The organism is Pseudomonas sp. DR48 (assembly GCF_019823085.1).
In the GTDB taxonomy this organism is placed as follows: Bacteria; Pseudomonadota; Gammaproteobacteria; order Pseudomonadales; family Pseudomonadaceae; genus Aquipseudomonas.
Genome location: NZ_CP081946.1, coordinates 3198997 through 3222412, shown reverse-complemented (window position 1 = coordinate 3222412; position 23416 = coordinate 3198997). Strand labels below are relative to the sequence as shown.

19 protein-coding genes are annotated in these 23416 nt (G+C 59.5%); 14 read left to right on the top strand and 5 right to left on the bottom strand.

Annotated elements, in window-relative coordinates:
• Window positions 1–164: 164 nt before the first annotated feature.
• Window positions 165–902 carry a 30S ribosomal protein S2 gene (gene rpsB / locus K5K95_RS14445; protein WP_090187835.1) on the bottom strand — a complete coding sequence of 246 codons (738 nt, stop codon included), beginning with the start codon at window positions 900–902 and terminating at the stop codon, window positions 165–167.
• Between the two features lie 373 nt (window positions 903–1275).
• Here rpsB and map point away from each other — a divergent pair, with 373 nt between their 5' ends.
• The 3 genes from map to dapC all read left to right on the top strand — a co-directional run bounded on the left by map (window position 1276) and on the right by dapC (window position 6160).
• Entirely contained in the window at window positions 1276–2058 is a 783-nt protein-coding gene (gene map, locus K5K95_RS14440) for a type I methionyl aminopeptidase (RefSeq protein ID WP_222589970.1), read from the top strand.
• A gap of 45 nt (window positions 2059–2103) precedes the next feature.
• Window positions 2104–4806: a [protein-PII] uridylyltransferase gene (locus tag K5K95_RS14435; RefSeq protein ID WP_222589969.1), complete on the top strand. Its 2703-nt coding sequence runs from the start codon at window positions 2104–2106 to the stop codon at window positions 4804–4806.
• A 154-nt stretch (window positions 4807–4960) separates the two neighbouring features.
• Complete coding sequence (dapC, locus tag K5K95_RS14430; RefSeq protein WP_222589968.1) at window positions 4961–6160, top strand: succinyldiaminopimelate transaminase; 1200 nt, start codon at window positions 4961–4963, stop codon at window positions 6158–6160.
• 21 nt (window positions 6161–6181) lie between these two features.
• Here dapC and K5K95_RS14425 read toward each other — a convergent pair whose 3' ends face one another.
• Window positions 6182–7813: a Na+/H+ antiporter gene (locus tag K5K95_RS14425; protein WP_222589967.1), complete on the bottom strand. Its 1632-nt coding sequence runs from the start codon at window positions 7811–7813 to the stop codon at window positions 6182–6184.
• 268 nt (window positions 7814–8081) lie between these two features.
• Between K5K95_RS14425 and K5K95_RS14420 the strand changes: the two genes are divergently transcribed.
• The 4 genes from K5K95_RS14420 to K5K95_RS14405 all read left to right on the top strand — a co-directional run bounded on the left by K5K95_RS14420 (window position 8082) and on the right by K5K95_RS14405 (window position 11151).
• Entirely contained in the window at window positions 8082–8390 is a 309-nt protein-coding gene (locus K5K95_RS14420) for an arsenate reductase (protein ID WP_261398178.1), read from the top strand.
• A gap of 32 nt (window positions 8391–8422) precedes the next feature.
• Window positions 8423–9457, top strand: coding sequence for a 2,3,4,5-tetrahydropyridine-2,6-dicarboxylate N-succinyltransferase (gene dapD / locus K5K95_RS14415; RefSeq protein WP_222589965.1), 1035 nt, complete (start codon window positions 8423–8425; stop codon window positions 9455–9457).
• A gap of 87 nt (window positions 9458–9544) precedes the next feature.
• Window positions 9545–10750, top strand: a complete 1206-nt coding sequence (locus tag K5K95_RS14410; protein ID WP_222589964.1) for an aminotransferase class V-fold PLP-dependent enzyme — start codon at window positions 9545–9547, stop codon at window positions 10748–10750.
• Entirely contained in the window at window positions 10747–11151 is a 405-nt protein-coding gene (locus K5K95_RS14405) for a SufE family protein (protein WP_222589963.1), read from the top strand. The genes K5K95_RS14410 and K5K95_RS14405 overlap by 4 nt, the downstream gene beginning before the upstream one ends.
• A gap of 133 nt (window positions 11152–11284) precedes the next feature.
• Here the strand turns inward: K5K95_RS14405 and tcdA are convergent, their stop codons facing one another.
• Window positions 11285–12100 carry a tRNA cyclic N6-threonylcarbamoyladenosine(37) synthase TcdA gene (tcdA, locus tag K5K95_RS14400; RefSeq protein ID WP_409999716.1) on the bottom strand — a complete coding sequence of 272 codons (816 nt, stop codon included), beginning with the start codon at window positions 12098–12100 and terminating at the stop codon, window positions 11285–11287.
• 213 nt (window positions 12101–12313) lie between these two features.
• Between tcdA and K5K95_RS14395 the strand changes: the two genes are divergently transcribed.
• The 4 genes from K5K95_RS14395 to K5K95_RS14380 all read left to right on the top strand — a co-directional run bounded on the left by K5K95_RS14395 (window position 12314) and on the right by K5K95_RS14380 (window position 17539).
• Window positions 12314–14905: a glycosyltransferase gene (locus tag K5K95_RS14395; protein ID WP_222589961.1), complete on the top strand. Its 2592-nt coding sequence runs from the start codon at window positions 12314–12316 to the stop codon at window positions 14903–14905.
• A gap of 220 nt (window positions 14906–15125) precedes the next feature.
• Window positions 15126–16277: a succinyl-diaminopimelate desuccinylase gene (dapE, locus tag K5K95_RS14390; protein ID WP_222589960.1), complete on the top strand. Its 1152-nt coding sequence runs from the start codon at window positions 15126–15128 to the stop codon at window positions 16275–16277.
• The gene (locus tag K5K95_RS14385) at window positions 16277–17086 is read left to right on the top strand and encodes a putative RNA methyltransferase (RefSeq protein ID WP_222589959.1); all 810 of its coding nucleotides are present in this window, start codon (window positions 16277–16279) and stop codon (window positions 17084–17086) included. The genes dapE and K5K95_RS14385 overlap by 1 nt, the downstream gene beginning before the upstream one ends.
• 75 nt (window positions 17087–17161) lie before the next feature.
• Window positions 17162–17539: a hypothetical protein gene (locus K5K95_RS14380; protein ID WP_222589958.1), complete on the top strand. Its 378-nt coding sequence runs from the start codon at window positions 17162–17164 to the stop codon at window positions 17537–17539.
• Between the two features lie 138 nt (window positions 17540–17677).
• Here the strand turns inward: K5K95_RS14380 and K5K95_RS14375 are convergent, their stop codons facing one another.
• A complete protein-coding gene (locus tag K5K95_RS14375) occupies window positions 17678–17887 on the bottom strand; it encodes a cold-shock protein (RefSeq protein WP_008146705.1) in 210 nt (69 codons plus the stop codon).
• Between the two features lie 164 nt (window positions 17888–18051).
• Between K5K95_RS14375 and plsB the strand changes: the two genes are divergently transcribed.
• The 3 genes from plsB (at window position 18052) to K5K95_RS14360 (ending at window position 22020) form a co-directional block, all read left to right on the top strand.
• Window positions 18052–20535 carry a glycerol-3-phosphate 1-O-acyltransferase PlsB gene (gene plsB / locus K5K95_RS14370; protein WP_222589957.1) on the top strand — a complete coding sequence of 828 codons (2484 nt, stop codon included), beginning with the start codon at window positions 18052–18054 and terminating at the stop codon, window positions 20533–20535.
• Between the two features lie 112 nt (window positions 20536–20647).
• Window positions 20648–21277, top strand: coding sequence for a hypothetical protein (locus K5K95_RS14365; protein WP_222589956.1), 630 nt, complete (start codon window positions 20648–20650; stop codon window positions 21275–21277).
• A 53-nt stretch (window positions 21278–21330) separates the two neighbouring features.
• A complete protein-coding gene (locus tag K5K95_RS14360) occupies window positions 21331–22020 on the top strand; it encodes a DUF4197 domain-containing protein (protein ID WP_222589955.1) in 690 nt (229 codons plus the stop codon).
• 45 nt (window positions 22021–22065) lie between these two features.
• Here K5K95_RS14360 and K5K95_RS14355 read toward each other — a convergent pair whose 3' ends face one another.
• Window positions 22066–23412 (bottom strand): Fic family protein, encoded by a 1347-nt coding sequence (locus tag K5K95_RS14355; RefSeq protein WP_222590343.1) that lies wholly within the window; start codon window positions 23410–23412, stop codon window positions 22066–22068.
• Between the last annotated feature and the right edge of the window lie 4 nt (window positions 23413–23416).

Genomic DNA, 23416 nt, shown 5'->3' with positions numbered 1-23416 from the left:
ACCATTCCACCCGATCGAACGGGCGATCAATTCTTCCCGAAACACCTTTGTAAGTCGCTGCACGTTACAGAAGCTGTAGCTGCGCTACCGACAAACGGTTTTCGAGGTGGCAAAAAGGGGGCCAAGCCCCCTTTTTGCTTACTGAGTCAACGCCTAGGCGCTAATTACTCAGCTGCAGCTGCCGGAGCTTCTTCAGCGAACTGCTCGGTGCCGCCAGCAACGTGGTTGCGACCGCGGATAACAGCGTCAGCCATCGAACCCATGTACAGCTGGATAGCGCGGATTGCGTCATCGTTGCCTGGGATGATGTAGTCAACGCCTTCCGGGCTGCTGTTGGTATCGACTACGCCGATAACCGGGATACCCAGCTTGTTGGCTTCGGTGATCGCGATGCGCTCGTGATCAACGTCGATAACGAACAGTGCGTCTGGCAGACCGCCCATATCCTTGATACCACCCAGGGAACGATCGAGCTTCTCAAGATCGCGAGTGCGCATCAGCGCTTCTTTCTTGGTCAGCTTGGCGAAAGTACCGTCTTCGGCTTGCACTTCAAGGTCACGCAGACGCTTGATGGAAGCACGGATGGTTTTGAAGTTGGTCAGCATGCCGCCCAACCAGCGGTGATCGACGTACGGCGAACCGCAACGTGCTGCTTCTTCAGCAACGATCTTGCCAGCGGAACGCTTGGTGCCGACGAACAGAATCTTGTTTTTGCCCTGGGCCAGGCGTTCTACGAAAGTCAGAGCTTCGTTGAACATTGGCAGGGTTTTTTCAAGGTTGATGATGTGAATCTTGTTACGAGCGCCGAAAATGTACTTACCCATTTTCGGGTTCCAGTAACGGGTCTGGTGACCGAAGTGCACACCGGCCTTCAGCATATCGCGCATGTTGACTTGGGACATGATAGTTCCTTAATAAGTCGGGTTTGGCCTCCACGTATCCCAATGACCAACCAGCAGCATCAGCTGAAGGCACCCAGGTCATCGTGTCGACACGTGTGTGGATTTAAGCCTTTCGGGGTATCCCCGGAAAGCGGCGCATTTTATATCACAGGGCAGCAAAAAACGGAACCCGGATTCTCAATTCGTGACGCGCAGCTTCATGCGCGCCCTTGGAATCGCTCAAGATTGCACCAAACTATAGAGAGAAGCGACGTACAGAGGCTCAGATTTGCACTGATCGTCTGTTAGAATTGCGTTTTTAAGGGTCGCGAAGATCGATCGCGCATTGCCCATTTCGTTTTAACGAGCGCCATCGAGCGCAGAGAGAGCCTGTATGACCGTCACCCTCAAAACTCCCGAGGACATCGCAAAGATGCGTGTCGCCGGCAAACTGGCCGCCGATGTGCTGGAAATGATTGCCGAATACGTCAAGCCGGGCATCACCACTGATGAACTGGACCGCATCTGCCACGACTACATCGTCAACGAGCAGAAAGCCATCCCTGCCCCGCTCAATTACAAAGGCTTCCCCAAGTCGATCTGCACCTCGATCAACCACGTGGTCTGCCACGGCATCCCCAACGACAAGCCGCTCAAGGATGGCGACACGCTGAACATCGATGTCACCGTTATCAAAGACGGCTACCACGGTGACACCAGCCGCATGTTCCACGTCGGCAACGTGCCGGTCTGGGCCGAGCGCCTGTCGCAGGTCACCCAGGAATGCATGTACAAGGCGATCGAACTGGTCAAGCCTGGCTGCCGCCTGGGCGACATCGGCGAAGTCATCCAGAAACACGCTGAAAAGAACGGTTTCTCGGTGGTTCGCGAGTTCTGCGGCCACGGCATCGGCAAAGTTTTCCACGAAGAGCCGCAGATCCTGCACTACGGCCGCGCCGGTACCGGCATGGAGCTCAAGGCGGGCATGACCTTCACCATCGAGCCGATGATCAACCAGGGCAAGGCGGACACCAAGGTACTGGGCGACGGCTGGACCGCGATCACCAAGGACCGCAAGCTCTCCGCGCAGTGGGAACACACCCTGCTGGTAACCGAAACCGGTTACGAGATCTTCACCCTGCGCGCCGACGACACCATCCCGCGCGTTTCGGCCTGATCCGAACCGCGCAGCTTTCAGCTTTATAGACAGGAATGCCAATCGATGCCGCAGGTGGATCCCGAACTCTTCGACCGCGGCCAGTTCCAGGCTGAACTGGCCCTGAAGGCAAGCCCGATCGCGGCCTTCAAGAAGGCGATCCGTCAGGCCCGCGAGGTGCTCGACGGGCGCTTTCGCAGCGGCCGCGACATTCGCCGGTTGATCGAGGATCGCGCCTGGTTCATCGACAACATCCTGCAAAAGGCTTGGGAACAGTTCAACTGGAGCGAAGACGCCGACATCGCGCTGGTCGCGGTCGGCGGCTACGGTCGCGGCGAGTTGCACCCTTATTCCGACATCGACCTGCTGATCCTGCTCGACAGCGCCGATCACGAAATCTTCCGTGATTCCATCGAGCGTTTCCTGACGCTGTTGTGGGACATCGGCCTGGAAGTCGGTCAGAGCGTTCGCTCCGTGGACGAATGCGCCGTTGAGGCCCGCGCCGACCTGACCGTCGTCACCAACCTGATGGAAAGCCGCACCATCTGCGGTCCCGAGCGTTTGCGCCAGCGCATGCTCGACGTCACCAGCACGGCGCACATGTGGCCGAGCAAGGACTTCTTCCTGGCAAAACGCGCCGAGCAAAAGGCTCGTCACCACAAATACAACGACACCGAATACAACCTGGAACCCAACGTCAAAGGCTCGCCCGGCGGCCTGCGCGATATCCAGACGATTCTGTGGGTGGCCCGTCGCGAGTACGGCACTCTGAACCTGCGAGCCCTGGCGGGCGAAGGCTTCCTGGTGGAGAGCGAAAACGCCCTGCTGGCCTCGTCCCAGGAGTTCTTGTGGAAGGTTCGCTACGCGCTGCACATGCTCGCAGGCCGCTCGGAAGACCGCTTGCTGTTCGACCACCAGCGCTCGATCGCCGGGCTGTTGGGGTTCGAGGGCGATGACGCCAAGCACGCCATCGAAAACTTCATGCAACAGTATTACCGGGTGGTCATGAGCATTGCCCAGCTCAGCGACCTGATCATCCAGCACTTCGAAGAAGTCATTCTTGCCCCGGAAGATCAAACGCCACCGCAGCCGATCAACTCGCGATTCCAGCTGCACGACGGTTACATCGAGGCACGCAACGAAAACGTATTCCGCCGCACGCCGTTCGCCATGCTCGAGATTTTCGTGCTGATGGCCCAGCAGCCGGAAATCAAAGGAGTGCGCGCTGACACCATTCGTCTGCTGCGCGAGCATCGTTACCTGATCGACGACGATTTCCGCAACGACATACGCAATACCAGCCTGTTCATCGAGCTGTTCAAGTGCAAGATCGGCATCCACCGCAACCTGCGCCGGATGAACCGTTACGGCATTCTCGGCCGTTATCTGCCGGAGTTCGGCTTCATTGTCGGGCAGATGCAACACGACCTGTTCCACATCTATACGGTCGACGCTCACACCCTGAATCTGATCAAGCACCTGCGTAAATTGCAGTACACGCAGGTGTCGGAAAAATTCCCGCTGGCCAGCAAGCTCATGGGCAAACTGCCCAAGCCCGAGCTGATTTACCTCGCTGGTCTTTACCACGACATCGGCAAAGGCCGGCATGGCGATCACTCGGAAATCGGCGCGGTTGATGCCGAAGCCTTTTGCCAACGCCACCAGCTGCCAGTGTGGGACAGCCGCCTGATCGTCTGGCTGGTGCAGAACCACCTGGTGATGTCGACCACCGCTCAGCGCAAGGATTTGTCCGACCCGCAGGTCATCCATGACTTCGCCCAGATTGTTGGCGACGAAACCCGTCTTGATTACCTGTATGTGCTGACCGTCGCCGACATCAATGCTACCAACCCGACCTTGTGGAATTCCTGGCGTGCCAGCCTGTTGCGCCAGCTCTACACCGAAACCAAGCGTGCCTTGCGCCGTGGCCTGGAAAACCCGGTGGATCGGGAAATGCAGATCCGCCAGACCCAGAGCGCGGCCCTGGACATCCTGGTACGTGGCGGGACCGACCCGGACGATGTCGAACAGCTGTGGTCGCAACTGGGCGACGACTACTTCCTGCGTCATACCGCCGGCGACGTGGCCTGGCACACCGATGCGATCCTCCAGCAACCCGCCGGTGGTGGGCCGTTGGTGCTGATCAAGGAAACCACCCAGCGCGAATTCGAGGGCGGTACGCAGATCTTCATTTATGCCCCCGATCAACACGACTTCTTCGCCGTGACCGTGGCCGCGATGGACCAGCTCAACCTGAACATTCACGACGCCCGGGTCATCACGTCCAGCAGCCAGTTCACCCTCGACACCTACATCGTGCTCGATACCGACGGCGACTCGATCGGCGACAACCCGGCGCGGGTCAAACAGATCCGTGAAGGCCTGACTGAAGCCCTGCGCAACCCCGACGATTACCCGACGATCATCCAGCGCCGCGTACCGCGCCAGCTCAAGCATTTCGCGTTCGCGCCACAGGTGACCATCCACAATGACGCCCAGCGTCCGGTGACCGTGCTGGAACTTAGTGCGCCGGACCGCCCGGGCTTGCTGGCGCGCATTGGCACGATCTTCCTGGAGTTCGATCTGTCGCTGCAAAACGCCAAGATTGCGACCCTTGGCGAGCGCGTGGAAGACGTGTTCTTTATTACCGATGCAAACAACCAGCCGTTGTCCGACCCGCTGCTGTGCACCCGTTTGCAGGATGCAATCGTCGAACAGCTGACCGTCAGTAACGAACCCGAGATCAAGCTGTCACGACTCAGTATCTGAATTAACAAATTTCCCCCTGTGGGAACGCGCCCCTGTGGGAGCTGGCTTGCCTGCGATAGCATCACCTCGGTGCATCTGACACACCGAGGCGCCTGAATCGCGGGCAAGCCCGACTCCCACATAAAGCTCGCTCCCACATTGAACGAGGCCCCGCATGAACAACGCTTTGAACCAGTTGCAGCCCTACCCGTTCGAAAAGCTCCGCGCCCTGCTCGGCAGCGTCACGCCAAACCCGGACAAGCGCGCCATCGCGCTGTCCATTGGCGAGCCGAAGCACCGTTCGCCGAGCTTTGTCGCCGAAGCCCTGGCCAGCAATCTGGATCAGATGGCCGTGTACCCGACCACCCTTGGTATTCCTGCCCTGCGTGAAGCCATTGCTGCCTGGTGCGAACGCCGTTTCAGCGTTCCGAGCGGCTGGCTCGACCCGGCGCGCAACGTGCTGCCGGTCAATGGCACCCGTGAAGCGCTGTTCGCCTTCACCCAGACCGTGGTCAACCGTGGCGACGACGCCCTTGTGGTCAGCCCGAATCCGTTCTATCAGATTTATGAAGGCGCGGCGTTCCTCGCCGGGGCCAAGCCGCACTACCTGCCGTGCCTGGACGAAAACGGTTTCAACCCGGATTTCGATGCCGTATCGCCAGACATCTGGAAACGCTGCCAGATCCTGTTCCTGTGTTCCCCGGGCAACCCGACCGGCGCACTGATTCCGGTCGACACCTTGAAGAAGCTGATCGCCCTGGCCGACGAATACGATTTCGTCATCGCGGCGGACGAGTGCTACAGCGAACTGTACTTCGACGAGCAAACGCCGCCAGCCGGCTTGCTCAGCGCCTGTGTCGAGCTGGGCCGCAAGGATTTCAAGCGTTGCGTGGTGTTTCATAGCCTCTCCAAGCGCTCCAACCTGCCGGGCCTGCGTTCGGGCTTCGTGGCCGGTGATGCCGAGATCCTCAAGGGCTTCCTGCTCTATCGCACCTATCATGGCTGCGCCATGCCGGTTCAGACCCAGTTGGCCAGCGTTGCCGCGTGGAACGACGAAGTGCATGTACGCGCCAATCGTGCGCTGTATCGCGAGAAATACGATGCGGTACTGGAAATCCTCGGTCCGGTGATGGATGTGCAGCGCCCGGATGGCGGCTTCTACCTGTGGCCGAACGTTGAAGGCGACGATGAAGCGTTTTGCCGTGATCTGTTTGTAGAGGAACACGTGACCGTGGTGCCGGGTTCTTACCTGTCTCGCGAAGTTGATGGCCTCAATCCGGGCGCCGGGCGCGTACGCATGGCATTGGTTGCGCCGCTTGCGGAATGTGTGGAAGCGGCCGAGCGGATTCGCGCTTTCATCCAGCGTCACAAGTGATTTAACCCTGCGCCAGCGCTGTTATTTCACCTGGCCCAGGTTCGCTTCGCTTAGATCCAGCTCCCCCAGCACTTCGCGCAATACATCATCACCAATCTGGTGATGACGGCTCAAGCTGTACAGTTCAAGGCGCTGCGCCCGCAGCGCCTTCAAGCGCAATCGTCGCTCCAGCAAGTCCATCTGAAACGCCAGCGCCTGGGCTTCCGCCGAATCGTTGAACACTTCCAGCTGATGCCGATACTCGGACATGATCCGCGCTTTCAGTTCCGCCGCCAGCGCCGCTTCTGCCGCATCCACAGGCTTGGCTTCCTCGATTTCCAGCGCATGGATCGCCGCTTCGGCAGTCTTGCGCCAGGCGTCACGCACTTCGTTACGGCGCTTGTCGTCGGGACTTTTCTCGATGCCGCGCAGCAACAGAGGCAAGGCGATGCACGCGGAGATCAACGACAGCAGAATCACGCTGGCGGCGATGAAGATCAGCAGATCGCGCTCGGGAAACGCATTGCCTTCCAGCAGCAACGGTACCGACAGTATGCCCGCCAGCGTCACGGCTCCGCGTACCCCACCGACCGTCAGCAACCAGCAGGAACGCGCGGTCGGCACTTGTGTCATCTCGCCCCTTCCGCGCCAGCGTCGCAGCAGAACGGACAGGCGCCAGATGCTCTGCACCCAGACGAAGCGCAACACCAGCAGCACCAGAAATATGGCGACCACGTCCAGGCAACGGTAAAGCAGCGTCGGCCACAATGACGTTTCATGGCTGGCCACGGCCTTGATGATGTCCGGCAGTTGCAAGCCCAGCAGCAGGAAGATCAAACCGTTGAAGGCAAACTCCAGCAGCGACCAGACACTGCGATTGAGCAATCGGGTGCTGGTCTGGCGCGGCAGCAGATCGAGCCAGCTCTGCATCATCCCCGCCGCCACGGCGGACAAAATGCCGGATGCGCCGAGACGTTCCGCCACCACATAAGCGGTGAACGGCAGCAGCAACATGAACACCACATGAGTCGCTGGATCATCCCAGCCGCGAGCGATCATCCATGTACGCAATCGTCCCACCAGCCAGCTCAATGCGACGCCAACGGCCAGGCCGCCAACCGCCACCAACACGAAGGTCACGCCGGCGTTGGTCAGCGAGAACACGCCTGTCACCGCTGCCGCCAACGCAAATTTGAACGTCACCAGGCCCGAGGCATCGTTCATCAACGCCTCGCCCTGCAGCATGTGCATCAACGGCGTGGGCAGACGATCCCGGGAGATGGCCGAGACGGCCACGGCATCCGTGGGCGACAGCACCGCCGCCAAGGCAAACGCCACCGGCAATGGAATGCTGGGTAACAACCAGTGAATGAAATAGCCTGCACCGACCACGGTGAACAACACCAACCCCACCGCCAGTGTCAGGATCGGCCCGCGCAGGCGCCAAAGTTCACGCTTGGGCATCCGCCAGCCATCGGAAAACAACAGCGGCGGCAGAAACAGGAAGAGGAACAACTCGGGATCCAGGGCCACATGCAAACCCAGCGTCGGCCAGGCCAGCAACGCACCCGCGCCAATCTGTACCAGTGGCAATGGCAGCGGGATTACCCGTCCGATCAGGCGTGAAACGCTAACCAGCATCAACAGGATCAGGACGGTGTAGGCGGTTTGCATAAAGCGTGGGTTCCCAGGCAATCGACAGCATCGAAGTGCCATATTAGCCGCTTAGACTGCGGGCTGACCGTTGCACTAATGTCGCACGTTCTCATGATCGACATGACATCCCTGTGGGAGCAGGCTCGTGCCCACAGGGTTTTGGGTTTTAACTCAAGGGTCATGGCATAATCCGTCACCTTCAATTTCCAGCACCTGCAAGGGGGGCAATTCCTTGACCGTTTCAAGCAAAACGTTGCACCTTTTCGGCATCAAAGCCTGCGACACCATGAAAAAGGCGCGCACCTGGCTCGATGAACACGCTGTCAGCTATGACTTTCATGATTACAAGACGGTCGGAATCGACCGTGAACACCTGACCCAATGGTGCGACGAGCACGGTTGGCAAGTGGTGTTGAACCGTGCAGGCACGACCTTTCGCAAGCTCGACGACGAACGCAAAGCCGATCTCGACCAGCGCAAGGCCATCGAACTGATGCTCGCACAACCCTCGATGATCAAGCGCCCGGTGCTTGATCTCGGTGACCGAACCCTGATTGGCTTCAAGCCAGATATCTACGCGGCCGCGCTCAAGTAAGCAGCCCGTTCCATTTTGTTAGAGGTATCAACATGTCCACTACTCCGTTCAGCCTGGCCTTTGGTGTCGGCACTCAAAACCGTCAAGGCGCATGGCTGGAAGTGTTTTACGCGCAGCCGCTGCTCAATCCATCGACTGAACTGGTTGCTGCCATCGCGCCGGTCCTGGGTTACACCGAAGGCAATCAGGCCATCGCATTCAGCACAGCCCAGGCTTCGCAACTGGCTGAAGCGCTGAAGAGCGTCGACGCTGCACAAGCCGCGCTGCTGACCCGCCTGGCCGAAAGCCACAAGCCGCTGGTCGCCACGATCCTGGCCGAAGACGCGCAACTGACCTCCACGCCTGAGGCTTACCTCAAGCTGCACCTGCTGTCCCATCGTCTGGTCAAGCCGCATGGCCTGAACCTGGCCGGTGTGTTCCCGCTGCTGCCGAACGTGGCCTGGACCAGCCAGGGCGCGATCGATTTGGCCGAACTGGCCGAGCATCAACTGGAAGCCCGCCTGCGCGGCGAGCTGCTGGAAGTGTTCTCGGTAGACAAGTTCCCGAAAATGACCGACTACGTGGTACCGGCCGGCGTGCGTATCGCTGACGCGGCGCGTATTCGTCTGGGCGCTTACGTGGGTGAAGGCACCACCGTGATGCACGAAGGTTTCGTCAACTTCAACGCCGGCACCGAAGGCCCAGGCATGATCGAAGGCCGTGTGTCGGCTGGCGTGTTCGTTGGCAAGGGTTCGGACTTGGGCGGCGGTTGCTCGACCATGGGCACCCTGTCGGGCGGCGGAAACATCGTGATCAAGGTCGGCGAAGGCTGCCTGATCGGCGCCAACGCCGGTATCGGTATCCCGTTGGGCGACCGCAATACCGTTGAGTCGGGCCTGTACGTGACCGCTGGCACCAAAGTGGCGCTGCTGGACGAAAAAAATCAGCTGGTCAAGGTCGTGAAGGCCCGTGAACTGGCCGGTCAACCTGACCTGCTGTTCCGCCGTAATTCGGAAACCGGCGCTGTGGAATGCAAAACCCACAAATCGGCGATCGAACTGAACGAAGCGCTGCACGCTCACAACTAAGCGTCGAATGACCCACTGTGGGAGCGAGACGACTCGCTCCCACAGGGTTTGGCGTACATCCGCCCATGTTTAACAGGGCCCGATAGCATGTTGATTCGCTCCCCCTGGCGCGCCGATTTCCCGGCCATCGCCGCTCTGCAACGGCAAGACCAGACGTATCTGGACAACGCCGCCACCACGCAAAAACCTCAAGCCCTGCTGGATGCCCTGGCGCATTACTACGCCAATGGCGCGGCCAACGTGCATCGGGCGCAACATTTGCCCGGCGCCCACGCCACCCAGGCGTTCGAGGCCAGCCGCAGCAAGGTCGCCCACTGGTTGAATGCCGGCGACTGCGGGCAAATCATCTTCACCCACGGCGCGACTTCCGCGCTGAACCTCCTGGCTTATGGCCTCGAGCACTTATTCAATCCAGGCGATGAAATTGTCATCAGCGCCCTGGAGCATCACGCCAACCTGCTGCCGTGGCAGCAACTGGCGCACCGTCGCGATTTGAAACTGGTGATTCTGCCTCTGGACGGCGACGGTTTGATTGACCTCGATGCCGCCACGCACTTGATCAATCCACGTACCCGCTTGCTCGCAGTCAGTCAGCTGTCGAACGTGCTCGGCGCCTGGCAACCGTTGCCGGCGTTGCTGGCGATGGCCAAGGCGCATGACGCCTTGACCGTGGTCGACGGTGCTCAAGGCGTGGTTCATGGCCGCCATGACGTGCAGGCGCTGGGTTGCGACTTCTATGTGTTTTCCAGCCACAAGCTGTATGGCCCTGACGGTTTGGGCGTGTTGTTCGGGCGCAATGAAGCGCTGAAACAACTGCGTCACTGGCAGTTCGGCGGCGAAATGGTGATGGATGCGGATTACCAAAGCGCACGCTTTCGCCCTGCCCCGCTGGGTTTCGAGGCCGGTACGCCGCCGATTGCCAGTGTGATTGGCCTGGGGGCGACGCTGGATTATCTGGCGGGGCTCGATCAGGACGCGGTGAGCGCCCATGAAGCGGCGCTGCATGACTATTTATTGAAAGGTCTTGAAGCCCGCAAAGGCATTCGGCTGCTCGGCAAACCGCAGCTGGCACTGGCCAGTTTTGTCGTCGAGGGTGTGCATAACTCTGATCTGGCGCATATGCTCACCGAACAGGGGATCGCCGTTCGTGCCGGTCATCACTGTGCCATGCCGCTGCTGAAAAGCTTTGAACTGGCCGGAGCGATCCGGGTGTCGTTGGCGCTGTACAACGATTCCGAAGACCTGGAACGCTTCTTCGAGGCGCTGGATCAGGCCCTGGAGTTGCTGCGATGAGCCTACCCGCCGAGGCCGTTACAGCGCTGGAAACCTTTCAGAGTGCCGCCAGCTGGGAGCAACGCGCACGATTGCTGATGCAATGGGGCGAGCGCCTGCCGGCGTTGAGCGCTGTGGATAAAGTCGACACCAACCGTGTGCACGGCTGTGAAAGCCAGGTGTGGCTGGTGGGCTCGCTGGAGGACGGTCACTGGCAGTTCGCGGCGAGCAGCGATGCGCGGCTGATTCGCGGGTTGGTGGCGTTGCTGCTGGCGCGGGTCAACGGGTTGTCGGCGGCTGAGCTGCGAGAAGTGGATTTGCCGGAGTGGTTCAATCAGCTGGGGCTTTCGCGGCAACTGTCGCCTTCGCGCAGTAATGGCCTCAATGCGGTGCTACAGCGAATGCGAGAACTCGCCGCCTGACCGATGATCGTTCCCACGTCGAGGCGTCGAACCGTCCGCGTGGGAATGCCTCAACGGACGCTCCGCGTTCGGCTGTTAAAGGGACGCGGAGCGTCCCGGGCTGCATTCCCACGCGGAGCGTGGGAACGATCGATCAAGCCGGTTTCACGCGATCCGAAGGGCGCCGCACACCCGCCACAATCTTATCCACAGCCTTGGTCGCCGCGACCATGCCAAACGTCGCCGTGACCATCATCACCGCGCCAAACCCGCCCGCGCAGTCGAGCTTCACGCCGTCTCCGACAAAACTCTTCTGCAAACAGATGCTGCCGTCAGGTTTCGGGTAGCGCAGTTGTTCGGTGGAAAACACGCACGGCACGCTGTAATGGCGCGTCACGGTGCGGGAGAAGTTGTAGTCGCGGCGCAACGTCGAGCGCACTTTCGAGGCCAGCGGATCGTTGAACGTGCGGTTCAGGTCGCAGACCTGGATCAGCGTCGGGTCGATCTGACCGCCCGCGCCACCGGTGGTGATGATTTGAATCTTGCGGCGCTTGCACCAGGCAATCAGCGCGGCCTTGGCATTCACACTGTCGATGCAGTCGATCACGCAATCGATGTTCGGCGTGATGTACTCGGCCATGGTCTCGCGGGTGACGAAATCGGCCACCGCGTGCACCGTGCAGTCCGGGTTGATCCCGCGCAGACGCTCGGCCATCACCTCGACCTTGGGCTTGCCGACGGTGCTGTCCAGCGCGTGCAACTGACGGTTGGCGTTGCTGACGCAGACGTCGTCCAAGTCAAACAGCGAAATTTCGCCAACGCCGCACCGCGCAACCGCTTCCGCCGCCCAGGAACCGACGCCACCGACGCCGACAATCGCCACATGGGCGGCGCGCAGGCGCTCAAGGCCCTCGATGCCATACAAGCGGGCGATGCCGGCAAACCGCGGATCTTCTGTACTCATGACCATTACCCCAAAAACCGGCGCGCATTATAGGGCTACGCAGCCACAAGTTCTAAGCAACAAGCGACAAGTGTAAGAACTTATGTGAAAGCTGATTGCCCAACGTCAGGCTTTTCCTTGCTTGCTGTACGGTAAGTGAAAGCACGGTGTAGGATGCGCGCCCCTTGGCCAACAGCCGACCGTTCCTTCGTTCCACTGCCTTTGGAACCTGAAATAGCTATGTCATCGCGTAAATTTGGACTCAACCTGGTCGTGGTGCTCGCCATCGCAGCCTTGTTTACTGGCTTCTGGGCGCTGATCAACCGCCCGGTCACCGCCCCCAACTGGCCCGAACAGATCTCCGGTTTTTCGTACTCGCCGTTCCAACAAGGCCAGTACCCACAGAAAGACCAATACCCGACCGACGATGAAATGCGTCGTGACCTGGAGATCATGAGCAAGCTGACGGACAACATCCGTACGTACTCGGTCGACGGCACCCTGCAAGACATTCCCAAACTGGCCGAAGAGTTCGGCTTGCGCGTAACGCTGGGGATCTGGATCAGTCCGGACCAGGAGCGCAACGAACGCGAGATCACCCGCGCGATCGAAATTGCCAACTCGTCTCGCAGCGTGGTTCGCGTGGTAGTCGGTAACGAGGCGATCTTCCGTAAGGAAATCACCGCCAAGGACCTGAGCGTGATCCTCGATCGCGTCCGCGCAGCCGTGAAGGTGCCGGTAACCACGTCCGAGCAGTGGCACGTCTGGGAAGAACACCCGGAACTGGCCAAGCACGTCGACCTGATCGCCGCCCACGTACTGCCCTACTGGGAATTTATCCCGGTGGACAAGGCCGGCCAATTCGTCCTCGACCGCGCCCGCGACCTGAAAAAGATGTTCCCGAAAAAACCGCTGCTGCTCTCGGAGGTTGGCTGGCCGAGCAACGGCCGCATGCGTGGCGGCACCGATGCAAGCCCGGCGGATCAGGCGATCTACCTGCGCACATTGGTTAACAAACTCAATCGCCAGGGCTTCAACTACTTCGTGATCGAAGCGTTTGACCAGCCGTGGAAAGCCAGCGACGAAGGTTCTGTGGGCGCTTATTGGGGCGTGTTCAACGCGGCCCGCCAGCAGAAATTCAACTTCGAAGGCCCGGTGGTCGCGATCCCGCAATGGCGCGTGCTGGCCATCGGTTCGGCGGTGTTGGCCTTGCTGTCCCTGACGCTGCTGATGATCGACGGCTCGGCCCTGCGTCAACGCGGTCGCACCTTCCTGACCTTTATCGCGTTCCTTTGCGGTTCGGTATTGGTGTGGATCGGTTACGACTACAGCCAGCAATACAGCACCTGGTTCAGCCTGACGGTGGGTTTCCTGCTCGCCCTGGGCGCACTCGGGGTCTTTATCGTCCTGCTGACCGAGGCGCATGAACTGGCCGAAGCGGTCTGGACTCACAAGCGTCGGCGCGAATTCCTGCCGGTGGTCGGCGAGTCGAACTACCGACCGAAAGTCTCGATTCACGTGCCGTGCTACAACGAGCCGCCGGAGATGGTCAAACAGACCCTCAACGCCCTGGCCAATCTCGACTATCCGGACTTCGAAGTCCTGATCATCGACAACAACACCAAGGACCCGGCGGTCTGGGAACCTGTTCGCGATTACTGCGAAACCCTCGGCCCGCGCTTCAAGTTCTTCCACGTTGCACCGCTGGCCGGTTTCAAGGGCGGCGCGCTCAACTACCTGATTCCGCACACCGCCAAGGATGCCGAAGTCATCGCGGTGATCGACTCGGACTACTGCGTCGACCCGAACTGGCTCAAGCACATGGTGCCGCACTTCGCCGACCCGAAAATCGCCGTGGTGCAGTCGCCACAGGATTATCGCGACCAGAACGAAAGCACCTTCAAGAAGCTCTGCTACGCGGAATACAAAGGCTTCTTCCACATTGGCATGGTCACCCGCAACGACCGTGACGCGATCATCCAGCACGGCACCATGACCATGACCCGGCGCTCGGTGCTCGAAGAACTCGGCTGGGCCGACTGGTGCATCTGTGAAGATGCCGAGTTGGGTCTGCGCGTGTTCGAGAAAGGTCTGTCGGCGGCGTATTACCACACCAGCTACGGCAAAGGCCTGATGCCCGATACCTTTATCGACTTCAAGAAACAGCGTTTCCGCTGGGCCTATGGTGCGATTCAGATCATCAAGCGTCACACCGCCAGCTTGCTGCGCGGCAAGGGCACCGAGCTGACCCGTGGCCAGCGTTACCACTTCCTCGCGGGCTGGTTGCCGTGGGTCGCGGACGGCATGAACATCTTCTTCACTGTCGGCGCATTGTTGTGGTCGGCGGCGATGATCATCGTGCCGCAGCGGGTCGATCCGCCGTTGCTGATTTTCGCGATCCCGCCATTGGCGCTGTTCGTGTTCAAGGTTGGCAAGATCATCTTCCTCTACCGTCGCGCGGTCGGGGTCAACCTCAAGGATGCATTCTGCGCGGCACTGGCCGGGCTGGCGTTGTCGCACACCATCGCCAAAGCGGTGCTGTACGGCTTCTTCACCAGCAGCATTCCGTTCTTCCGCACACCGAAAAACGCCGATAACCACGGTTTCTGGGTGGCGATTTCGGAAGCGCGTGAAGAGGTGTTCATCATGCTGCTGTTGTGGGGCGCGGCGCTGGGGATCTTCCTGGTGAACGGGTTGCCGAGCAACGACATGCGTTTCTGGGTGACCATGTTGCTGGTGCAATCGCTGCCGTACCTGGCGGCGCTGATCATGGCGTTCCTGTCTTCGCTGCCCAAACCGGCGGTCGAAACAGAGACGGCGCCAGCGGTCTAAATCTTTGCAGATGCACTAAACGGCGGCCAATGGCCGCCGTTTTGCTTTAAGATAACCGCCATTTTGCGGGGCTTGGCGTGATCTCCATCCCTGTGGGAGCCAGCCTGCTGGCGATGGCAATGTAACAATCACAGTTTATGTTGACTGCCACACCGCCATCGCCAGCAGGCTGGCTCCCACATTTAGTCCGCGCCCACATTCATGATCTCCGGAGTTTTCCATGACGGCCCACGCCGACCTTTCGCCGACCCTTCAACTCGCCATCGACCTGATCCGCCGTCCGTCCGTGACCCCGGTCGACGCCGATTGCCAGAAGCAGATGATGCAGCGCCTGGGCGATGCCGGTTTCAAGCTGGAACCGATGCGCATCGAAGATGTGGATAACTTCTGGGCGACCCACGGCAAACACGACGGCCCGGTGCTGTGCTTCGCCGGTCACACCGACGTGGTGCCGACCGGTCCGGTGACCGCCTGGCAGATCGATCCGTTCAATGCGCTGATCGATGAACATGGCATGCTCTGCGGACGTGGCGCCGCGGACATGAAAGGCAGCCTGGCCTCGATGACCGTGGCCGCCGAGCGCTTTGTCGCCGACTACCCGGATCACAAGGGCAAGGTCGCGTTCCTGATCACCAGCGACGAAGAAGGCCCGGCGCACCACGGCACCAAGGCTGTGGTCGAGCGCCTCGCGGCGCGCAAGGAACGTCTGGACTGGTGCATCGTCGGCGAACCGTCGAGCACCACGCTGGTGGGCGATGTGGTCAAGAACGGCCGTCGTGGCTCCCTCGGCGCCAAGCTGACCGTACGCGGTGTGCAAGGTCACGTGGCGTACCCACACCTCGCCAAGAACCCGATCCACCTGGCAGCTCCGGCGCTGGCCGAACTGGCTGCCGAGCACTGGGATCATGGCAACGATTTCTTCCCGCCGACCAGCTTCCAGATCTCCAATGTCAATTCCGGCACCGGCGCGACCAACGTCATCCCGGGCGATCTGGTGGCAGTGTTCAACTTCCGCTTCTCCACCGAATCCACCGTTGAAGGCCTGCAAAAGCGCGTGGCCGACATCCTCGACAAGCATGGCCTGGACTGGCACATCGACTGGGCGCTGTCCGGCCTGCCGTTCCTGACCGAGCCGGGCGCGCTGCTCGATGCCGTGGCCTCGAGCATCAAGGACGTCACCGGTCGCGAAACCAAGGCGTCCACCAGCGGTGGCACCTCCGACGGTCGCTTCATCGCGACCATGGGCACACAAGTGGTTGAACTGGGCCCGGTCAACGCGACCATCCACCAGGTCAACGAACGTGTACTGGCCGCCGACCTCGACGTGCTGACCGAAATCTATTACCAGACCCTGATCAAGTTGCTCGCCTGATGCTCGCCTGCCCGATCTGCAGCGAACCGCTGAACGCGGTGGACAACGGCGTGGCCTGCCCCGCCGGGCACCGTTTCGACCGTGCGCGCCAGGGTTACCTGAACCTGTTGCCGGTGCAGCACAAAAACAGCCGCGATCCTGGGGATAACCTGGCGATGGTCGAAGCGCGCCGCGACTTCTTGAATGCCGGCCATTACGCGCCGGTGGCCAAGCGTCTGGCGGAACTGGCGGCGCAGTACGCGCCGCAGCGCTGGCTCGACATCGGATGTGGCGAGGGTTACTACACCGCGCAAATTGCCGAGGCCTTGCCCAACGCTGACGGTTACGCGCTGGACATCTCCCGGGAAGCAGTCAAACGCGCCTGCAAGCGCAATCCGCAGCTGACCTGGTTGATCGCCAGCATGGCGCGGGTGCCATTGGCGTCCGGCAGTTGCCAGTTCCTGGCCAGCGTCTTCAGCCCGTTGGACTGGGAAGAAGCCAAGCGCTTGCTAAGCCCGGGGGGCGGCTTGATGAAAGTCGGGCCTACCAGCGGTCATCTGATGGAGTTGCGCGAGCGGCTTTACGACGAAGTCCGCGAGTACACCGACGACAAGCACCTGGCCTTGGTGCCCGAAGGCATGACGCTGCAACACAGCGAAACCCTGGCGTTCAAACTGACGCTGGAAAAGGGTCAGGACCGGGCGAACCTTTTGGCTATGACGCCTCACGGCTGGCGCGCCAGTGCCGAACGCCGGGCGGCGGTGATCGAACAGGCCGAGCCGTTCGAGGTCACTGTTTCGATGCGCTACGATTATTTCGTACTTCAATAATTTTTGGTGTCGAGCAAACGCTCGAGGCCGGCTAAATCCGCGAATGGATTTTTCAAGACCGCAGTGAGGACATCCATGCGCCAACCCGATATCGAGATTTACCTTAAAGACGCCGACGTCGACTACAAGGCCATTGCCGCCTGGCTCGGCCAAGCGTTGGGCCCGTGCACCGACTGGGTCCAGAAAGGTCAGACTTACAAGTGCAAGGCCGGCAACGTGCCGGTGACCTGGCTGCCGAAAGCCGTGGGCAAATGGAACAGCCTGTTCCTGGACAGCGATCAAACGCCGTGGGACGACGACATCGCCTGTGCCCGCGCCGCCTTTGCCGCATTGAACGTTGAAGTGCGCTGCGCGCCGGGGACGTGGATCGAGGAAGAAGGTGAAGAAACGGCGGACCGCTGGATGCGCATCAGCGCCGACGGCGAAGAAGAAATCACCTGGAAAACCACTTAAAACCAGCACCGATCTACCAATGTGGGAGCGGGCTTGCTCGCGAATGCGGTGTATCAGTCGACATTTGCGTTGACTGATACACCGCATTCGCGAGCAAGCCCGCTCCCACAGTGGTTTTGGGTGATCTGAGGAATGGGTTTACAACCCCACCACATCCTCAGCCTGCAAGCCCTTCTCGCCGGTCACCACGCCGTATTCAACCTGCTGACCTTCAGCCAGCGAACGATGCCCCTCACCGCGGATCGCGCGGTAATGCACGAACACGTCCACACCGTCCTCGCGTTGAATAAAGCCGTAGCCCTTGGCGTCGTTGAACCACTTCACATTGCCGGTTTCGCGCGTTGCCATGTCAGTACCCCCTTGTTTTTATTTTGATCGGGCGAGTATATGACAGCCGCCGAAACTCTCAACTCAAGTTTACTTAGGCGCTTTTTTGCCGATTTTAAGCGAATACGGCACACTATCGGCCGCCCGAGCAATTGCTCGGTTTTACTCACTCAAGCAGAAGCCGTATGACCCGCTCCCCGTTCCGCCGTCTTGTGTTTGGCACCCTGCGCCGACTGCTGTACCTCTGGGTTCGCTCGGAAACGATCAATCAGTCGTCGTTCACCCTCAACCTCGACCGCAGCCGTCCGGTGTTTTACGTCCTGCAAAACCCTTCGCTGACCGACCTGGCCGTGGTCGACACCGAATGCACCAAGGCAGGCTTGCCTCGCCCGGTACTGCCGGTCTCGGTGGGCAACCTGCTGGAACCCGCCGCGTTCTTTTACCTGACACCGGAGCCCGATTGGCTCGGCCGTCAGGACAAACGCGGCGCGCCTCCGACCTTGACCCGACTGGTCAGCGCCCTGAGCCAGAACGCTGCCGAGGACGCACAGATCATTCCGGTCAGCGTCTTCTGGGGCCAATCGCCGGACAGCGAATCGAGCCCGTGGAAACTGCTGTTCGCCGACAGTTGGGCGGTGACCGGGCGCCTGCGCCGTTTGCTGAGCATCATTGTCCTGGGGCGCAAGACCCGCGTGCAGTTCTCCGCGCCGATTAATCTGCGTGAGCTGATCGATCACAACAAAGGCCACGAGCGCACCGTGCGCATGGCCCAGCGGATCCTGCGGGTCCACTTCCGCAATCTCAAAGCCGCAGTGATCGGGCCGGACATTTCCCACCGTCGCAACCTGGTCAAAGGCCTGCTCAACCAACCGTTGGTCAAACAGGCGATCCTCGAAGAAGCCGAGCGCGAAAACATCTCCCTGGACAAAGCCAAGGCCCAAGCCTTGCGCTATGGCAACGAGATCGCCTCGGACTACACCTACACCGCAATCCGCTTCCTCGAAGTGGTGCTGAGCTGGTTCTGGAACAAGATCTACGACGGCATCAAGGTCAACCACATCGAAGGCGTGCAGAACGTCGCCCAAGGTCACGAAGTGATCTACGTGCCGTGTCACCGCAGCCACATTGACTACTTGCTGCTCTCATACCTGCTGTTCCGCAACGGCCTGACCCCACCGCACGTCGCCGCCGGGATCAACCTCAACATGCCGGTGATCGGCAGCCTGCTGCGTCGCGGCGGTGCGTTCTTCATGCGCCGCACATTCAAGGGCAATCCGCTGTACACCTCGGTGTTCAACGAATACCTGCACACCTTGTTCACCAAGGGTTTCCCGGTCGAATATTTCGTCGAGGGCGGCCGTTCGCGAACCGGGCGCATGCTGCAACCGAAAACCGGGATGCTGGCGATCACCCTGCGCAGCTTCCTGCGTTCGTCGCGCATGCCGATCGTGTTCATTCCGGTGTACATCGGCTACGAACGAGTACTCGAAGGCCGGACTTACCTCGGCGAACTGCGCGGGGCGACCAAGAAGAAAGAATCGATCTTCGACATCTTCAAAGTCATCGGCGCCCTCAAGCAGCGCTTCGGCCAAGTGGCGGTGAACTTCGGTGAGCCGATCAAACTGGCGGAATTCCTCGACAGCGAACAGCCAGACTGGCGCCAACAGGAACTGGGTCCGCAGTTCAAACCGGCGTGGCTCAACGAAACCACCAACCGCCTCGGCGAGAAAGTCGCGCAGCATCTGAACGAAGCGGCGGCGATCAACCCGGTCAACCTCGTGGCGCTGGCCTTGCTGTCCACCAGCCGCCTGGCGCTGGATGATCGCGCCATGGCGCGAGTGCTCGACCTTTATCTGGCGCTGTTGCGCAAAGTCCCTTATTCGCCGCACACCACGTTGCCGGAAGGTGACGGGCGCGCGCTGATCGAGCATGTGAAGGACATGGACCTGCTGTCGGAACAGAGTGATGCCCTGGGCAAAATCCTGTACCTGGGCGAGCAGAACGCCGTCCTCATGACCTACTACCGCAACAACGTGCTACACATCTTCGCCCTGCCGTCGCTATTGGCGAGTTTCTTCCAGAGCGCGTCGCGCATGAGCCGCGAGCAAATCCTGCGCTACGCCCGCGCGCTGTATCCGTATCTGCAATCGGAACTGTTCATTCGTTGGTCGCTGGACGAACTGGATGGCGTGATCGATCAATGGCTGGAAGCGTTCGTCGAACAGGGCCTGCTGCGTTTCGAGAAAGACGTCTACCTGCGTCCGGCGCCAAGCTCGCGACATTTCGTGTTGCTGACCTTACTGTCGAAAAGCATCGCCCAGACCCTGCAGCGCTTCTACATGACGGTTTCGTTGTTGCTCAACAGCGGTCAGAACAGTATCAGCGCCGAAGAACTGGAAGACTTGTGCACCGTCATGGCCCAGCGCCTGTCGATCCTGCATGGCTTGAACGCCCCGGAGTTCTTCGACAAGAGCCTGTTCAGACACTTCATTCAAACGATGCTGGACCTCGATGTGCTCAAGCGTGACGAAGCCGGCAAGTTGAGCTATCACGAACTGCTGGGTGAACTGGCAGAAGGCGCGGCCAAACGGGTGCTGCCAGCGGAGATCCAGCTGTCGATCCGTCAAGTGGCGTTGCACCGCAGTGAAGATGCGGCGGATCAGGCTTAGTTAATCTGCCTGTCACTTCCAGACAACAACTAAAAGAACAACCTTGTTCTTTTAGTTGTGCAGATATGAACTAATACAGCCCCACTTAAACAATCACGATAAGGACATCGCGATGAACACTGCCCAAAATACCGATCAATATGTCACGCTGACGTTTAGTTTACCCGATGACTATTTCCCCCCTGAAGGTGGCGAAGGCGAAACCCGGATAAGCGTCTATACCGCAAACACCAAGCTCCCCATCCGTGTGGCAAAATCAAGCATTCCCGCCTTGCGCAGTGGACGCTGGAATTTCTCTTTTGCACATAAGTATTCCGATATCAGCGTTAAATACCTCATTACAGTAAACATGACTCACAACGGTATTCCACTGCTGATTGACCTGGACTACTTCGTGATCGTCCATGCTGCGCCGCACCGACAAACCGTGCATCTGAGTCCTGTCGGGCGCCTCTACATTCAGGCGCAAACGCCACAGGAAGTTAAGCCTGAACAAGCGGTGACCATTGTGGCGCATGAGCACGACGACACGAATGCGCAACTGACCCGAATACACATCAGCGAACAGATGGCTGAGGCGTTTTATCTGGAATACGATCCGGACACTGTCATCCCCGGAAAACGCTATACCCTGACCGGCATTGAAAACCACTATCTCAATACGATCGAAGTCTATCCTCGTGCCGTAGTATTAAAACCCTTCATGCCGTACTGCTTGACGACAGCGACCCGTGACCACTGATAATTCGCATCGACGCCGTCCGCTAATTTCCTCTTTCGTACAAGGAAGCTGCCATGCTCCGCCCTACCCTTCGCTTTGCCGGCCTCTGCGCAGGCTTGATGATCTCCGCCAGCGCCCTGGCGCTGTCGCTCACTGACCTGTCGCAAAAAGACGCCACCGGTGGCCTCAAGGATGCCCTGACCCAAGGCGCGCAATTGGCCGTCAAACAACTCGGTAAGCCGGGCGGATTCAGCAACAATCCGGACGTGAAAATCGAACTGCCGGGCAAGCTGGGCAAAGTCGCCAGCAAAATGAAGCAATTCGGCATGGGCGATCAGGTCACTGAGCTTGAAACCAGCATGAACAAAGCGGCTGAAACCGCTGTGACCCAGGCGCAGCCGATCCTGGTGGACGCGGTCAAGAAAATGAGCGTCGAGGATGCCAAAGGCATTCTCAGTGGTGGCAACGACTCTGCAACTCAGTACCTGAGCAAGACCAGCCGCGAACAGATCCGCCTGAAATTCCTGCCGATCGTGAAACAAGCCACCGACCAGGTCGGCCTGGCCAAGCAATACAACACGTTTGCCGGCCAGGCAGCGACCATGGGCGTGCTGGATACCAAGAACGCCAATATCGAGGGCTACGTTACCGAGCAGGCGCTGAATGGTTTGTTCAAGATGATCGGCAAACAGGAACAAACCATCCGAGAGAACCCGGCTGCTGCGGCGACGAGTTTGGCGAAGAAGGTGTTTGGTACGCTGTAATCTTCAAACCTGATTTCTGTGGGAACGAGCCTGTTCCCACAGAAGTCAGGTCGTCGACGCAGCCCGTAGAAAGAATACCCATTCACGCCCCATCTTCCTTTTCTCAAACACGTTCAACTCAACCAGTCCGTTTAACGTGGCTGACGCGGCGCCATACGAGCAGTCCAGATTTTCCTTCACGTTGAAGGCCGTAAACTCCTTCGCCATCCCGCTCTTGGCTACGTGGTAAATAGCGCGCTGCTTTTCGGTCAATCGATCGAAAAATCCGGATTCGGTCAGCCAGCGATCAAAAAGCTCCGTATACGCCAGACTTTTCCGATAGGCCTCAGTAAAACCACTGACCGCGCGCAGAATCACTGAACACTGAAAGTCGATGAAATACGTCAGGTCTAAATCATCAGCCTCGGTATTAAGATAAGACCGGCCATACTTCACCGGCGCATTCCTGAGCAAAATGCTGATCGCTATGTAGCGAAACGCCGAAAAATCATTCTTGAACATGAACCAGTAGAACAGCGCTCGCGCGACTCGGCCGTTGCCATCACGAAAAGGATGCTCATAACCCAGAGCGAAATGCAGTGCGATGCCTTTGATCAAAGGATGGACGTAACCCTCGCGTTCGGGATCGTCGTGCGACTGGTTGAGCCAGTTCGCCAGCACTTGTAATCGCGCCTCCAGCCCAGCCGCAGGTGGCGGCGTATGAACGGTGTTGCCTTCACCGTCCTGCACGACCACATCGTCATTGTTTCTGAACGCCCCCGGCGAGTACTGCGCATCGTCGATACCCTCGACACCGACCCGGTGCATTGCCGTCATCAGTTCAGCACTTAACGGCTCGTAGCGCTTTTCCCAAGCGAAGTTCATCATTTTGTAGTTGCCCACGACCATTCGCTCATCCGGAGTGCGCGGCAGGCGTTTGCGCTTGAGCATGTCCTTGGCCACCCGGGTGGTGGTTGCCGCGCCTTCCAGCTGACTGCTGCTGATGGCTTCGTCTTCGATCAGGTCGTTGAGCAGATAACTGAAATGCGCGTGCTCACCAATCTGGCTGGTCATGTACTCCAGCGAAGCCGTGGTGGCTTGTCGGTCGACGGCCGAAATGGTTTTTTGCGCCAAGGGCGTCAGCACAAAGTTGCACCACTGTACTGGCTCGCCAAGTGGAAGAAGACTTGAATACTGTGCGGTCCGGGCCTTCTTCACCAGCGCCCAGCACAGACCCGAATCCATTCCTGGCGCCCAGCGATAGCGTAACTCGTCGAATGGAAGATACCGTCCCTGATCATCCAGCGGTTTGAGCAAGGCGAGGTAGTCAGAGAGGCGCTCTCTATGGGGTGTTTGTGCCAACAGGTCGAATACCCGGTCCGACCTCCCAGTCAGCACCGGTGGCTTTTTCATCATT